General features: G+C 75.2%; 10 protein-coding genes and 1 pseudogene. 5 read left to right on the forward strand and 6 right to left on the reverse strand.

Annotated features, from left to right (window positions below; translation table 11 throughout):
- Window positions 1-166: 166 nt before the first annotated feature.
- Entirely contained in the window at window positions 167-1,702 is a 1,536-nt protein-coding gene (locus tag ACIP9H_RS20440; protein ID WP_401960033.1) for a carboxyl transferase domain-containing protein, read from the reverse strand.
- 151 nt (window positions 1,703-1,853) lie between these two features.
- Here ACIP9H_RS20440 and ACIP9H_RS20445 point away from each other — a divergent pair, with 151 nt between their 5' ends.
- Entirely contained in the window at window positions 1,854-2,174 is a 321-nt protein-coding gene (locus ACIP9H_RS20445) for a hypothetical protein (RefSeq protein ID WP_360906226.1), read from the forward strand.
- Between the two features lie 83 nt (window positions 2,175-2,257).
- Window positions 2,258-2,998: a DUF2637 domain-containing protein gene (locus tag ACIP9H_RS20450; RefSeq protein ID WP_360906225.1), complete on the forward strand. Its 741-nt coding sequence runs from the start codon at window positions 2,258-2,260 to the stop codon at window positions 2,996-2,998.
- A 78-nt stretch (window positions 2,999-3,076) separates the two neighbouring features.
- On the opposite strand, the gene ACIP9H_RS20455 is transcribed toward ACIP9H_RS20450, so the two are convergent.
- From ACIP9H_RS20455 to ACIP9H_RS20465, 3 genes are all read right to left on the reverse strand, one after another.
- A complete protein-coding gene (locus ACIP9H_RS20455) occupies window positions 3,077-3,946 on the reverse strand; it encodes an esterase/lipase family protein (RefSeq protein ID WP_401589334.1) in 870 nt (289 codons plus the stop codon).
- A 189-nt stretch (window positions 3,947-4,135) separates the two neighbouring features.
- A complete protein-coding gene (locus ACIP9H_RS20460) occupies window positions 4,136-5,152 on the reverse strand; it encodes a hypothetical protein (RefSeq protein WP_401589337.1) in 1,017 nt (338 codons plus the stop codon).
- The gene (locus tag ACIP9H_RS20465; RefSeq protein ID WP_401960037.1) at window positions 5,149-8,631 is read right to left on the reverse strand and encodes a DNA polymerase III subunit alpha; all 3,483 of its coding nucleotides are present in this window, start codon (window positions 8,629-8,631) and stop codon (window positions 5,149-5,151) included. The genes ACIP9H_RS20460 and ACIP9H_RS20465 overlap by 4 nt, the downstream gene beginning before the upstream one ends.
- Window positions 8,632-8,812: 181 nt before the next feature.
- Here ACIP9H_RS20465 and ACIP9H_RS20470 point away from each other — a divergent pair, with 181 nt between their 5' ends.
- Window positions 8,813-9,703 (forward strand): nuclease, encoded by an 891-nt coding sequence (locus ACIP9H_RS20470; protein ID WP_401960040.1) that lies wholly within the window; start codon window positions 8,813-8,815, stop codon window positions 9,701-9,703.
- On the opposite strand, the gene ACIP9H_RS20475 is transcribed toward ACIP9H_RS20470, so the two are convergent.
- The gene (locus ACIP9H_RS20475; RefSeq protein ID WP_401960042.1) at window positions 9,690-10,934 is read right to left on the reverse strand and encodes an amidase; all 1,245 of its coding nucleotides are present in this window, start codon (window positions 10,932-10,934) and stop codon (window positions 9,690-9,692) included. The genes ACIP9H_RS20470 and ACIP9H_RS20475 overlap by 14 nt on opposite strands.
- Window positions 10,935-11,027: 93 nt before the next feature.
- Here ACIP9H_RS20475 and ACIP9H_RS20480 point away from each other — a divergent pair, with 93 nt between their 5' ends.
- Together ACIP9H_RS20480 and ACIP9H_RS20485 are read left to right on the forward strand one after the other, a co-directional pair.
- Window positions 11,028-11,804 carry a TIGR04222 domain-containing membrane protein gene (locus tag ACIP9H_RS20480; protein WP_401589347.1) on the forward strand — a complete coding sequence of 259 codons (777 nt, stop codon included), beginning with the start codon at window positions 11,028-11,030 and terminating at the stop codon, window positions 11,802-11,804.
- A 174-nt stretch (window positions 11,805-11,978) separates the two neighbouring features.
- Window positions 11,979-12,284: a hypothetical protein gene (locus ACIP9H_RS20485; protein WP_401960045.1), complete on the forward strand. Its 306-nt coding sequence runs from the start codon at window positions 11,979-11,981 to the stop codon at window positions 12,282-12,284.
- A gap of 51 nt (window positions 12,285-12,335) precedes the next feature.
- Here ACIP9H_RS20485 and ACIP9H_RS20490 read toward each other — a convergent pair.
- A pseudogene (locus ACIP9H_RS20490) lies at window positions 12,336-13,446 on the reverse strand (S1 family peptidase); the annotation flags it as partial.
- Window positions 13,447-13,526: the final 80 nt, after the last annotated feature.

Raw genomic sequence — 13,526 nt, forward strand, 5'->3', positions numbered from 1 at the left:
GACCGACCACCGCCCGAACCGTCCCGCGGCAGCGACCGCTTCGGGTCCCGGGCCGCGAGAGCCCCACGCCCTGACACGGCACCGCTCGACGCCGCCCGGGCAGAAGGCTGTCGCAGGCGGTCGGCGGGGACGGGACGGTGCGGCGCACCCCCGCGCGCCCGCGGGGTCAGCGGAGGCCGAGGGTGCGGTAGCGGGCGCGGCGGGCGGCGAGGCGTTCGGGGCGTGGCAGGGTGCGGAGGGCGGCGAGTTCGGCGCCGAGGATCGCGCCGAGGCGGGTGAGGAAGGCCTCCGGAGCATCCGAGGCGTCCCCCGGGGTCTCCGCGCCGGAGGCCTCCTCGACGATGCGGTCGACGATGCCGCGCGCGAGCAGGTCGGCGGAGCGCACGCCTTGGCGGGCGGCGACCTCGAAGGCCCGTTCGGTGGTTCGGTAGAGGATGGCGGAGGCGCCCTCGGGCGGCAGGGGGGACAGCCAGGCGTGGCGGGCGGCCAGCACCCGGTCGGCGGGCAGCAGGGCGAGGGCTCCGCCGCCCGCGCCCTGGCCGAGGAGGAGGCAGAGCGTGGGCGCGGGCAGGGTCACCAGGTCCGCGAGGGAGCGGGCGATCTCACCGGCGAGGCCGCCTTCCTCGGCCTCCCGGGACAGCGCGGCGCCCGCGGTGTCGACGACGGTGAGCAGCGGCAGGTCCAGTTCGGCCGCGATGCGCATGCCGCGGCGGGCCATCCGCAGTCCGGCGGGGCCGAGGGCAGGGGGCCGTCCGTCGCCGGCGCCCCGCCGGTCGTGGCCGAGGACGACGCACGGGGTGCCGCCGATCCGGGCGAGCGCGAGCAGCAGTCCGGGGTCCCGCTCCCCCGCGCCGGTGCCGCTGAGCGGCGTGACGTCGCGGCCGGCCACCGCCAACAGGGCGCGCAGCCCGGGCCGTTCGGGCCGCCGTGAGCGGCGGATCGACTCCGCGGCCGGCACATCGGCGGTGGCGTCACCGGCCGGGACGGCGTCGTCTGCCGGGAGGTCCGCGTCGCCGCAGAGCACCGCCAGCGCCCGCGCCGCCGCCCCGGCGAGCCGCTCGGACGGCAGGACGGCGTCCACGATGCCGTGGGCCAGCAGGTTCTCCGCGACCTGCACGCCGGGTGGGAACGGCTCGCCGTACAGGGCCTCGTGGACACGGGGGCCGAGGAAGCCGATGAGCGCACCGGGTTCCGCGGAGGTGGCGTGGCCGAGCGAGCCCCAGGAGGCGAGGACGCCGCCCGTGGTGGGGTGGCGCAGGTGGACCAGGTAGGGCAGTCCCGCCGCCTTGTGGTCGGTGACGGCCGCGGCGACCTTCACCATCTGGAGGAACGCGATGGTGCCCTCCTGCATGCGCGTCCCGCCGGACGCCGGGGAGGCCAGCAGCGGCAGCCGTTCGCGGGTGGCGCGTTCGACCGCCCGTACCAGCCGCTCCCCGGCGGCCACGCCGATCGACCCGCCGAGGAAGCCGAACTCACCGACCACGACGGCCACCCGCCGGCCCCGTACGCGGCCCTCGCCGGTGACCACCGACTCGTCGAGCCCGGTCCGGGCGCGGGCCCTGTCGAGGTCGGCCCGGTACTCCTCGCCGTCCAGATACGGAGGAACAGGGGGAACGGGTTCATCCCACCGGCGCCAGGTTCCGGGGTCCAGGACGTCGTCGACGAGCCGGAGGGAGGCGGGGCGGCGGGGCGGTTCGGTCATGGGGACACCCTGCCATCCCGCCGAGGCGTTGGCCCGCAGGTCAACGCGCCGTTGTGGAGCGGTACTCGGGGCGGGCGCGAGCGCCGCCGGGCGCGCCGGGGTCACTCGTGTGGCCCACGTCCATCACCGGGTCGGCCGTCGTTGTGGGGATGTGGCTACAGTCAATCCCCAGAGCGCGCCTGAGGCGTCGTCCGGGAGCGCGACCCCCCGGACCGTCCCGGCGTCCGTCCGCCGCACGCACCCCCCGCGCACCTCGCCCGGTTTCCCCCTCGGGGAGTGGGTCTTCATCCCGCGGGCCGACCACTTCCTCGGCGGTTCCGGTGCCTCGGACGCCTACATCGAGCGCGGTGACGAGCGGGTCCCCCTCGTCCACTGCTCCTCGGAGCTGGAGCAGTTCACGAGGGAGATGGCCGGGATCGAGGGGGATTTCACCCGTCGCTGCTCCGGCATCGACCCGGCGGCGCCGTACTGAGGGGCCGTCCCCTCCCTCTTGGCCCCTTGCCCCCATGCCGTCTTGCCCGTTTGCCCCCGCCCGGCCCCGACAGGAATGCCTTCATGCCGCCTTTGCAGGACCGTTTCCGCCCTGAGAATGGTCTGCCGTACGAGGATCAGCTCCACGGTTCCACCATTTACAGCCCCCGCCAGTCCGGCCACGACGACACGTCGGGGCACGGGGTCTTCTCCGCCCCGGACTTCGATGTCCTCAACGGGGCGTGGGCGTCCGAGGAGGAGCTGGCGCAGTTGCTCGACCAGTCCGGGGAGGACGACGAGGAGGACGTCTTCCAGCACGCCCCGGACACCGCGACGCACGAGCTCCCCCTCACGCGCCGCCGGCACCGCAAGATCCGCCGGGCCGCGCTGCGCCGCCGGCTGACCCGGACCCAGACGCTGAGCTTCGTCGTCGCCGCGCTGGCGGCGACCATCGTGGCGATGGTGAGCGTGCTCGGCGGGATGATCGCGCACGACCCGCTGCGGAACATCGCGTCCGCCGACGGGTCCGCGGGCCTGGCCGACTGGTGGCCGCTGCTGGTGTACGGCCCGTGGATGGTGGCCTCGCTGTCGATCCTGCGCGCCGCCCTCCACCAGCGCCGCGCCCCGCACTCGTGGGCGGTCGTGCTGCTCTTCTCGGCGTTCGCCATCCTGTTCTGCATCGCCTGCGCCCCCAGGACGATCACCAACTGGACCGTCGCGGCGCTGCCCGCCATCGCGGCCCTGTCCTGCTTCCACCAGCTCGTCCGGCAGATCACGCTCACCCGGCCGCCGCGGCGCACCCCGCGCAGCCGGCGGCATTCCTGAGGCGCCACCGGCCGGCGGCCGCCATGGGGCTGCTTCCGGTCCCGTCCGGGACCGGAAGCAGTGGCGGAACCGGCCGGATCAGCTGAAGACGTCCGTGCAGTCGGTCCGCGTGGCGTGCGCCGGGTCGAGGGCGTTGGCCGTCTCGTGGAAGACGATGCGGTCGGTCAGCCCGATGAGGACGTGCTCGGACAGGTCGAGCGAGCACAGGTCCTGGAGCACCACGTTGTGGACGTCGGGTCCCGACAGGAACTGCGAGGTGTACGGCGTGACGACCTCGTCGTACCGGGTCGCGATCACCGTGTAGTGGATGCCGGGAAGGGTGTCGCCGCCGGCGTTCAGTTTGGTCAGGAAGGCCGATCCGGCCATCTGGTCCGTGAGGCCCTGGGGCAGGAGGCCGTCGATGGCGTCGGCGGCCCCGGGGAAGTAGGGCAGCAGGTTGAGCAGTCCGTTCAGGTCGGTGCCGTGGTTGTCGGCGCCGATCCCGACGAGGGCGTTGACCTTGCCGGCGCCGCCCAGGAACTTCATGTAGTAGCGCGGCATCATGCCGCCCTGGGAGTGCCCGACGATGTCGACCTTGCCCGCGCCGGTGGACGCGCGGACCCGGTCGACGTAGTCGGCGAGCTGCTGGGAGGACGCGGCGATGGAGCCGAGTCCGTAGAAGACCGGGACGCCGGGCAGCTGGCCGTAGTCGAGGGAGTAGACGCAGTAGCCGCGCGCGACGAGGTACGGGGCGAGGCCGAGCCAGTTGTCGATGGAGTTGCCGAAGGTGCCGTGGACCAGGACGACCGGGCGCGGGTGGGCGGCGGAGGGCTTGCACGACCAGTTGTTCCAGCCGCTGCTGGGGGCGGAGGCGGCGGCGGTACCGGCCAGGGCGGGCGTCACGGTGAGCGCCGCGGCGAGGGCGAGTGCGGACAGCAGCCGCAGCGTTGTCCGTCTGAAGTGCAGCATCGAGCGATCTCCTCGCAGGTGGGGGAAAAGCAGGGGGGACCGTTCCCTGACGACCTGTGATCCGGATCACAAGATTGCTGAGCTTCCGTCAATTTACGCACGGGTAACAAAAACCGGCCAGCTACTGGTCGGTAAAGAATGTGTCACGCTGACTTCACTGCCGTGTGATAAGAGGGACGGCATCGCGGACTACGACGCCTTGCGGAACGTGGCGGCCGGACGCACCGCGCCGAAGCCGAACCGGGCGTTCACCCGGTCCACGGCCGCCTCCGCCGTCAGGTGCGACGCGCGCATCGGGTCCAGCGAGAGCTGCTGGGCCACGCGGTCGGCGCCGGTGAGGTCCTCCGCGCGCAGCCCGATACCGGTCAGGCGCGCCCGTTGCAGCCCGGCCGCGTCCATCAACTGATAGGCCAGGAACCGCAGATCCTCCTCGTGCGCGGACGGCTCCGCGAGCCGCCGGGTCCTCTCCCACTGCCCGTCGCCGGCGAACCGCAGCGTCAGGGACAGGGACCTGGCGGCCTGTCGGCGGCCGCGCAGCACCGCCCCCAGCCGCACCACCAGGTCCAGGAGCGCGGCCCGGGCGGCGGGGCCGTCGAGTTCGTGCCGGGGGAACCGGTGCGTCACACCGGCCGACGGCGGCAGGTCCTTGGGGGCGACGGGACGGGGGTCCGTGCCGCGCGCCCGTTCCGCGGCCAGCCGGCCCGCGCGCCGGCCCAGGATCCGCTCGACGACGCCCGCCGGCACCGCGGCGACCGCCCCGATGGTGTGCAGTCCGTACGTGCGCAGCGCCTCGGCCTGCTTGGGGCCGACGCCGTGCAGCGCCTCGACCGGCAGCGGCGCCAGGAAGGCGTCCGCCTCGCCTTCGGGCACGGCCAGGACGCCGCCCGGGCCCGCCACGCGGTCCGAGGCCGTCGCCGCCACCGCCCATGTCTCCGCGACGCCGATCCGCAGGTCCGCGGCCAGCCAGGCCATCGCCCGCAGCCGTACCAGCCCCGCGATCCGCTCGGCGTCCGCGCCGAAGTACCGCTGCGCACCCCGCACCTGCACCAGAGCCGCCCGGGGCGGGACCGCCTGGACGACGGGGGAGAACTCGCGCAGCAGGTCCAGCACCGCCCGGTAGCGCTCCTCGGGCAGTGCCGGGGCGCAGCGCACGTGCAGGATGCTCGCCGTGCCGTCCGGCCGCCGCCCGGTGTCGCCGTTCGTCATCGTCCCGCGCTCCCCGGGCTGGAGTGCCAGAGCTTGCGGCCGGTGGGGACGCCCTCGCCGGCGGGGCGCAGGTCGGCCCAGGGGTGCATCTCGTAGCCGGTGGACATCCGCACCCGGCGGCCGTCGGGCGGCGCGACGGGGAGGCCCGCGGGCTCGTCCGCGGTCCCGCCCGGGGTCTCGGCCAGCCGGGCCGCGACCGCCTCCAGGCCGTCCTTTCCGCGCAGTTCGACGAGTTCGGCGAGGTTCCAGGCAGCGGAGCCGACGACGGACAGGCTCTGCGGGCCGCGGCGCTGGACCACCCCGCGGACCAGCAGCAGCCAGGAGTGGAAGACGGTGTGCGCGCAGGCCTCGTGGCTGTCGTCGAAGAAGGCGAGGTCGACCAGGCCGGTGCCGTCGTCGAGGGTGGTGAAGATGACCCGGCGCCCGGAGCGGATGGGCGGGGTCTGGGTGGCCGCCTTGGCGCCGGCGACTAGGACGGTCTCGCCGTGCCGCACCTCGCGCAGCCGGTGCGCCGGGATCGCGCCCAGCTCCTCCAGGAAGGCGAGGTGGTCCTCCATCAGGTGCCGGGAGGCGTCCATGCCGAGCACACCGAGCTCGGCGTGGAGCCGTTCGCCGGCGTCCATGTCGGGCAGGCCGGCCGGCGGGGACACCGCCGCCTCTCCCCCGGTGAGGGCGAGCTGGCCGTCGTACGCGGAGGCGCGGCCCTGCCGGTGCAGCTCGGCCACCTGGAGCAGCAGGTCGCGGCGGTTGCCGCCGAACGCGTCCAACGCGCCGACCTGCACCAGCCGTTCGGCCGCGGCCCGGCCGGGACGGGCCCGCTCCCACAGGTCCTGGAGCGAGGTGTAGGGCTGCCCAGCGGTGATCCGGGCGACCTCCGCCTCGCTGATGCCGTGCACCTCCGACAGCGCGAGCCGCAGTCCCCACACCCCGGGCATCCCGGCCCCCTCCCCTTCATCATCGGACACCAGTTCGATTCGATAGGCGGCGCCCGACCGGTTGACGTCCAGCGGCAGCACCGGCACCCCGCGCCGCCGGGCGTCCGCGAGCAGCAGCCGCTTGGGGTACATGCCCGGGTCGTGGGTGAGCACCCCGGCGTAGAAGGCCGCCGGATGGTGCGCCTTGAGCCAGGCCGACTGATAGGTGGGCACGGCGAAGGCGACGGCGTGCGCCTTGCAGAAGCCGTACGCGCCGAAGGCCGAGACGATCTCCCAGGTGTGCCGGACGACCTCGCGGGGGTAACCGCGCTCCCGCGCCCGGTCCGCGAACCAGGCCCGCACCCGGCCCTGCCGCGTCTCGTCCGACAGCGCCCGCCGGGCCTCGTCGGCGAACCCCCGGTCGCAGCCGGTCATCACGCGCATGATCTCGATCAACTGCTCGTGGAAGACGACGACTCCATAGGTCTCGCTCAGCACGTCCTTCAGATCGGGATGCGCGTAGTGGACGGGCTTGCGGCCGTGCCGGGCGTCGATGAAGGGCCGCACCATGTCCGCGGAGACCGGGCCCGGGCGGAACAGCGAGATGTCCACGACCAGGTCGTGGAAGGTGCTGGGCTGCAACCGCCCCACCAGGTCGCGCTGGCCGGGCGACTCGATCTGGAAGCAGCCCAGCGTCTCGGCGGAGCGGATCAGTTCGTAGGTGGCCGGATCGCCCGGCGGGACCTGCGCCGGGTCCTCCAGGTCGATCCGGCCGCCGCCGGTCCGCTCCACCTCGTCCAGGGCGTGCGCCATCGCGGACTGCATCCGCACCCCGAGCACGTCGAGCTTGAGCAGCCCGAGGTCCTCGACGTCGTCCTTGTCGAACTGCGACATCGGGAAGCCCTCACCGCTGGTCGGCATCACCGGCGTGCGGTCCAGCAGCCCGGCGTCCGACAGCAGCACCCCGCACGGGTGCATGGCGACCCCGCGCGGCAGCGCGTCCAGTGCCTCGACCAGCTCCCACAGCCGGCCGTGGTCCTCCCCCGCCACCTGCCGCAGCTCGGGCAGTTCGGCGAGCGCGGCCCGCGCGTCGCGCGCCCGGATGTGCGGGAAGGCCTTGGCCAGCCGGTCGGTCAGCTCCGGCGCCAGCCCCAGGGCGGCCCCCACGTCGCGGACGGCGTGCCGGACCCGGTAGGTCTCCGGCATGGCGACGGTGGCGACCCGCTCGCCACCGAAGCGGTCCAGGATGCGCCGGTAGACCTCCAGCCGGCGGGCGGACTCCACGTCGATGTCGATGTCGGGCAGGGAGGCCCGCCGCCCGGACAGGAAGCGCTCCATGAGCAGGCCGTGCTCGACGGGGTCGGCGGCGGCGATACCCAGCAGGTGGTTGACGAGCGAGCCCGCACCGGAGCCGCGCGCGGCGACCCGGATGCCCATCTCCCGCACGTCGGCGACCACTTGGCCGACGGTGAGGAAGTACGAGGCGAAGCCGAGCCGTTCGATGATCCGCAGTTCGTCCTCCAGCCGCGCCCAGTACCCCGGTTCGCGGTCGTGCCCGGTGCGGACCATCCCGGCGGCGCAGCGCGAGCGCAGGACGCGGTCGGCGGTGCGGGCGCCGGCCCCCACCGTCTCCGGCTCGGGGAAGTGGACCTGCCCGATCCCCAGGTCGTCCGCGGGGTCGACGGCGCAGGCCGCGGCGGTCTCCTCGGTGGCACGCAGCAGCCGGTGCGCGTCCTGGCGGCCGAACCCGGCCGCCTCCACGATCCGTTCGGCGGTGCGCGCCATGTCCCCCGCGTCCTTCAGCCAGCGGCCGCCGCCGTCCAGGCCCTCCGGCGTGCGGACGTCGACGGGCACGAGCCGGCGCGCCGAGTCCAGCACGTCGGCCACCTCCCCCTGCCCGGGGTCGGCGTAGCGGACGGCGTTGGTCAGCACGGGGGTCACCCCCTGCTCGACGGCGAAACCGACGATGCGCGCGGCCAGCCGCAGCGACCCCGGCCCGGTGCCGGTGCGGCCGTGGTGGGCGGCCTCCAGGCGCAGCGCGTCCCCGTACGCCGCGCGCCAGGGGCGCAGCAGCTTCGCGGCCCGGTCGGGACGGCCGGCGGCGAGCGCCCGGCCGACCTCGGAGTCCGCGCCCAGCAGGACGAACACCCCCTCCTGGCCCAGGTCCGCCCAGCCCAGCCCCGCCTCCCCGGCATGGGCGGCGCTGATCAGCCGGCACAGCGCGGCCCAACCGCGCCGGTCCCGGGCGAGGAAGACCGCCCGGTCGGCCGCCTCCGGGACGAAGGAGCCGCCGCGCACCGGGGTGCGCCGCCGGCCGCCGGGCGGGTGGGCGGCCGGCCCGTCGTACGCCGCGGGCACCGCGAGCGAGGCGCCGAACAGCGGCCGCACCCCGGCCCGCGCGCAGGCCTTGGCGAACCGCACGACGCCGGCCACGGTGTCCCGGTCGGTCAGCGCCAGCGCGTCCATGCCCCGCTCGGCGGCGCGCTCGGCCAGCCGTTCGGGGTGCGAGGCCCCGTACCGCAGCGAGAAGCCGGAGACGGTGTGCAGATGCGTGAATCCCGGCATACGCACCTCCGACCGCTCACGTCTCCCCCCTTCCGGACCCTCCGGTACCCACCATAGACCACTTCTCGAACACACGTACGAAGACATGCCGGAGACGTGCCGGATCCCTGTCCTCCACCACCGTCCGTGTGGTTTCCTGCACACGACGTCACCGCCGGCGCACACCCGAGGGGAAGCCGCCATGCCGATGCTGCTGGTCAAAGGGTCCTTCCAGATAACCGGCAGCGAGCCGGACGGCGACACCGTGGGCTTTGTCCCCACCCGCCACCCGGACTGGAACCGCGTCCCGGGAGCGGCCCGGCTCGACCTCACCAACTCCTGCCGGGGCAAGCTGCGCCTGGACGCCGTCGACGCCCTCGAGACCCACTACGGGCCGACCTCGGCACCGGCCCACCAGCCGCTGCCCTTCGCCCACGCGGCCCGGGACGAACTCCTGGCGTGGCTCGGCTTCACCGATGTGCGGCGCGCGCCGGACAGCGAACGGGTCGTCTCCGCCGTCCCCGAGAGCGTGCCGGGGTGGATCCTCACCGGCGGCGTCGACGTGCACGGCCGCTGCGTCGCCCTGGCCGGCCGCGGCCCGCTGCCGGAGGGCACCCGCAGCGGCCAGGACGTGTCGGTCGGCGTGCCGCTGCTGCGCCGGACGGTCAACCACCATCTGATCGAGCGGGGCCTGGCCTACCCGACCTTCTACAGCAACCTCTACGAGGACCTGCGCGAGGAACTGGCCGCCGTGACCCGGCAGGCCAGGACCGCGGGGGCGGGGCTGTGGCCGCAGGACGCGAGCACCGCGGGGGTGAAGGTCACCGGGCTCTCCTCGCTCACCGACGAGGCCGTGGTCGTCCCCAAGCTCTTCCGGCGCCTGTACGACCACCTGGCGTCCGGCGAGTTCTCCCTCTCCCCTTCGTCGTCCTTTCGCGCTTTCCTCGCCGGAGCGGCCGACACGTACCGGATCGCGTCCTCGGCCACACCGCGCGCGCAGGTGCGCGGGCTGCACCACGTCGTCGAGGTCACGGACGACGGCACGGTGCGCATGACCCGGCCGATCGAGGACCTGGTCTTCACCGAGGCATGACGGCCAAGGCCAGCTCCGCCGCCCAGCGCAGCAGTTCCTCGTCCTCCCCCGGGCGCCCGACGACCTGAAGCCCCAGCGGCAGGCCGTTCGCGGCGTACCCGGCGGGCAGACTCACGGCGGGCAGGCCCGCGTTGCTCCACGGCAGGCACATCACCGCGTCGCCGGTGCTGTCCAGGCCGAACGGGGCCGGGCCGGTGGCGGGCGGTGCCAGCCACGCGTCGATCCCCTCCATCGCGTCCAGCAACCGCCCCCGTACGTCCCGGCGTTCGCGCACGGCCCGCTCGTAGTCGCCGCGTCCGATCGCCTGCCCCTCGCGGATGGCGGCGACGGTCTGCTCGCGGTAGAGGTGCCCGTGGCGGGGGAACCAGCCGGCGTGCGTGCGGGCCACCTCGTAGCGGTTCATGATGAACAACTGCCGTACCACCGCCTCGAACTCGCCGGGCGCGTCCATCACCGGCACCTCGCGCACGGTCCAGCCCGCCGCCGCCAGGCGCGCGGTCTGCGCGGCGAAGGCCGCCCGCGCCTCCGCCCCGGCCCGGTCCAGGTACGGCCCGGCGGGCACGCCGAGCACCGGACGGCCGGCTCCGTCGCCGCCCGGCACCGGTGCCCGCCAGTCGTCGCACAGCACGGACGCGCCGAGCGCCGCGCCCGCGACGTCGGCGGCGAGCACGCCGACCGTGTCGAAACTCGGGGCGTTGGCGATCACCCCGTCCACCGGGATCCGCCCGAAGGTCGGCTTGAAGCCCACCACCCCGCAGAAGGCCGCGGGCCGGATCACCGAGCCCACGGTCTGCGTGCCGACGGCCAGCGGCACCATGCCCGCGGCGACGGCCGCCGCCGATCCGCTGCTCGAACCGCCCGGCGTGTGCGCGGTGTTGTGCGGATTACGGGTGGGTCCCGGCGCGGTCACCGCGAACTCGGCCGTCACCGTCTTCCCTGCGATCAGCGCCCCCGCCGCGCGCAACCGGTCCACCAGCGGTGCCTGCGGCCCCGCCAGCACCTCCGCCGGCACCCGCGACCCGGCACGGGTCTGCGTCCCCTCGCAGCGCACGATGTCCTTGACGCCCACCACGACCCCGGTCAGCACGCCCGGCGGCGCCGCGGCCGCCTCCGCCGCGAGCCGGCCCCGCCGGTCGGGCTCGGGCACGAACGCCCGCACCCGGGCGTCCAGCCGGTCGATACCGTCGGTGCAGTCACGCACCACCGCCGCGAGATCCACCTGGTCCGTCACGGCGGTTCAGGCTACGCCCCAACCTCTGGCCTTGCTCAAACCGGGCGTTCCGGCGTGCGCCGGCGGGCACACCACCTCCAGGGGGTGGTGGGAATGTCCTGGCTCGCATGGACGTGTTCCGGGATCGCGGTGGGACTGCTCGCCGCGGCGGCCGTACTGCTGCGCGCGCCGCGCGCTTCACTCGATGAGGTGACGGATCCGTACGAGGCGGCGTATCTGCGCGACGGCCCGCGCGGCGCCGCGACCGTGGCCCTGCTCGCGCTCCATCTGCGCGGCACCGTGGACGCGGGCCCGCACGGCACCGCGCGGATCTCCGGGGCGATGGCCGGGCTGTCGCACCCGCTGCAACTGGCGGTCTACAAGGCGCTGTACCGGCCCTCGGGCGTGAACGGCGTCACCACGTCCCGCTCCGTGCGGCGCGAGACCGACGCCCTGCGCGAGCGGCTGGCCGGCGCCGGGCTGGTCCGCCGCGGCCGCGGGCTGCGCACCGCGCGGATGCTGGCGTGCGCCGCCGCGGTGGCGGCGGCGGTCGCCCTGGTGGGGGCGGACGGCTGGGGACCGGTGCTGCGGGTGGCCGTCCCCGCCGCGCTGGTGGCCGGCGCCTGCGCCGTGTGGGCGGTGCCGCGGCGCACCCGCGCCGGCCGCCGCGCGCTGCGGCGGACCGGCGAGCGCTTCCCCCTGACCCGGTCGCGGTCCCTGTCGCCCGAGTCCGCCCTGCTCGCCGCCGCCCTCCACGGTGCCCCGGCCCTGCTGGCCGCCGCCCCGCACTTCACCCGGGACAGCGGTCTGCTCGGCCGCGACCGTACGGACAGCCTCTACGTCTCGCGCACCGGGACGTCCGGAGGGGGCGGTTTCAGCTGCGGAGGGTGAGGGGCCGCCGGCCTCCGGCGGGGGACCAAACCCGGTGACGGTGCGAGATGGGTCACGTCCGGACGTCCCGCGCGTATCCGTTCGTCCCGCGCGTCAACACCCGTCACGCCCCGGGTGACCGAAGACCCGGAAGGGGTTGCGAAGGCAAGGGGACGGCACGGTTTACTGACCGCCATGACGGCGACCGGCACCACCCTCAGACCCGCGGCGCACCCCGGCCGGCTGCGCATGCTGAACCATCTGCGCCGCCTCGCGGCCGCGGGCCTCGTGGAGCCGCCGTGCGTACGGCAGCCGCACCGGGCCGGCGACACCGGGCCCGTCGAGGCCGCCGGCGACGCGGAGGCCGCCGAGATCTGGGACGACTTCCGGCACCGGCTCGCCGCGCTGCTGGTCGGACTGCACGAGGACGCGCGGGCCCCCCGCGTACCGGCACCGCGGACCGCGGGCGCCGTCGTGATGGCCTTCCCGCTCGACCGCTGAGCCTGCCGCCGGAACCCGCGCGCCCCCCGTGCGTGTCAGCGCCGCACGTCAGCCGAGTTCCGCGCCCACGGCGGCCAGGGCCGTCGTCACCGGCTGGAAGAACGTCTCCCCTCCCGACCGGCAGTCACCGCTGCCCCCGGAGGTCAGCCCGATCGCGCTCCCGTCGCGGGTGAACAGCGAGCCGCCGCTGTCCCCCGGCTCCGCGCAGACGTCGGTCTGGATGAGCCCGGTGACGGTGCCCTCCGGGTAGTTGACGGTGGCGTCGAGGCCGAGGACGGTGCCGTTGTGCAGACCGGTGGTGCTGCCCATGCGGAACACCTCCAGGCCCACCGCGGCGTCCGCCGCCCCGGTGATCGGCAGGGCCCGGCCGTTGCCGAGGTCGACCTGGCCGGGGGCGTCGGTGCCCGGGTCGTCGTAGGTCACGAGGGCGAAGTCGCCGTCGCCGGGGAAGGTCGCGGCCGTAACCGTCGCGACGGGGGCGCCGCCCTGCGTGTCGGACCAGGCGGGGAAGGCGACACCGCAATGGCCGGCGGTCAGGAAGGCCGGGGCGCCGTCCTTGACGACGTTGAAGCCGAGCGAACAGCGCGCTCCGTCGGCGAAGATCGCGTCACCGCCGGCCACGAAGGGCGTGATCCGGCCCGCGGACCTCTCGATCCGGGCCATGCCGCTGCCGAGCGACCGCACGGTGGGCCCGGAGCGTGTCCCACTTCCCGCCCGTGACCGTGCCGTCCGCGGTGACCAGGATCTGGTTGGTCCTGGGGTCGACGGCCCAGGCGGTGCCCGGGATGGTGGCGTTCTGCCTCAGCACCCCGGCCGCGCCGGTCAGTTCGGCGGCGGTGTTGCGGACCTGGCGGGGTACGGCGCCGGCCTGCCGGACCCCGCGGACGGCCTCGGGGTCGTTCCCGGCGACATTGACCACGAGCCGCCGGCCGGCCGCGTCCCAGTACGCGCCCGCGATCGACGAGCCGAACTCCGCGGTGAGCCGGGAGGCCGTCCCCGCCGCCGAACCGGCGCCGAGGGCCTGGGGCGGTGCGTCCTGCCGCGAGGGCTCCGGGGACTGCGACGCGTTGGCGTCCGGCAGCAGGACGGCGGCCGCGGCGACGGCCGCGAGGCCGGCCGCGACCAGTGCGATGTTCCGTTTCGGCAGGTGCTTGTGCTTCAACTCACGACCTCCTGTGGGGGGGATGCGGGGTCCGGTTGTCGACAGCGGGGACGGCGGCGCCGTGCGGCCTGTCATACGGA

It is taken from the genome of Streptomyces sp. NPDC088732 (genome assembly GCF_044751205.1).
GTDB lineage: Bacteria > Actinomycetota > Actinomycetes > Streptomycetales > Streptomycetaceae > Actinacidiphila.

Coding starts and splice junctions, on each gene's coding strand:
- ACIP9H_RS20440 (WP_401960033.1), bottom strand. CDS start 1,702: ATGACCGAACCGCCCCGCCGCCCCGCCTCCCTCCGGCTCGTCGACGAC.
- ACIP9H_RS20450 (WP_360906225.1), top strand. CDS start 2,258: ATGCCGCCTTTGCAGGACCGTTTCCGCCCTGAGAATGGTCTGCCGTAC.
- ACIP9H_RS20455 (WP_401589334.1), bottom strand. CDS start 3,946: ATGCTGCACTTCAGACGGACAACGCTGCGGCTGCTGTCCGCACTCGCC.
- ACIP9H_RS20460 (WP_401589337.1), bottom strand. CDS start 5,152: ATGACGAACGGCGACACCGGGCGGCGGCCGGACGGCACGGCGAGCATC.
- ACIP9H_RS20465 (WP_401960037.1), bottom strand. CDS start 8,631: ATGCCGGGATTCACGCATCTGCACACCGTCTCCGGCTTCTCGCTGCGG.
- ACIP9H_RS20470 (WP_401960040.1), top strand. CDS start 8,813: ATGCCGATGCTGCTGGTCAAAGGGTCCTTCCAGATAACCGGCAGCGAG.
- ACIP9H_RS20480 (WP_401589347.1), top strand. CDS start 11,028: ATGTCCTGGCTCGCATGGACGTGTTCCGGGATCGCGGTGGGACTGCTC.
- ACIP9H_RS20485 (WP_401960045.1), top strand. CDS start 11,979: ATGACGGCGACCGGCACCACCCTCAGACCCGCGGCGCACCCCGGCCGG.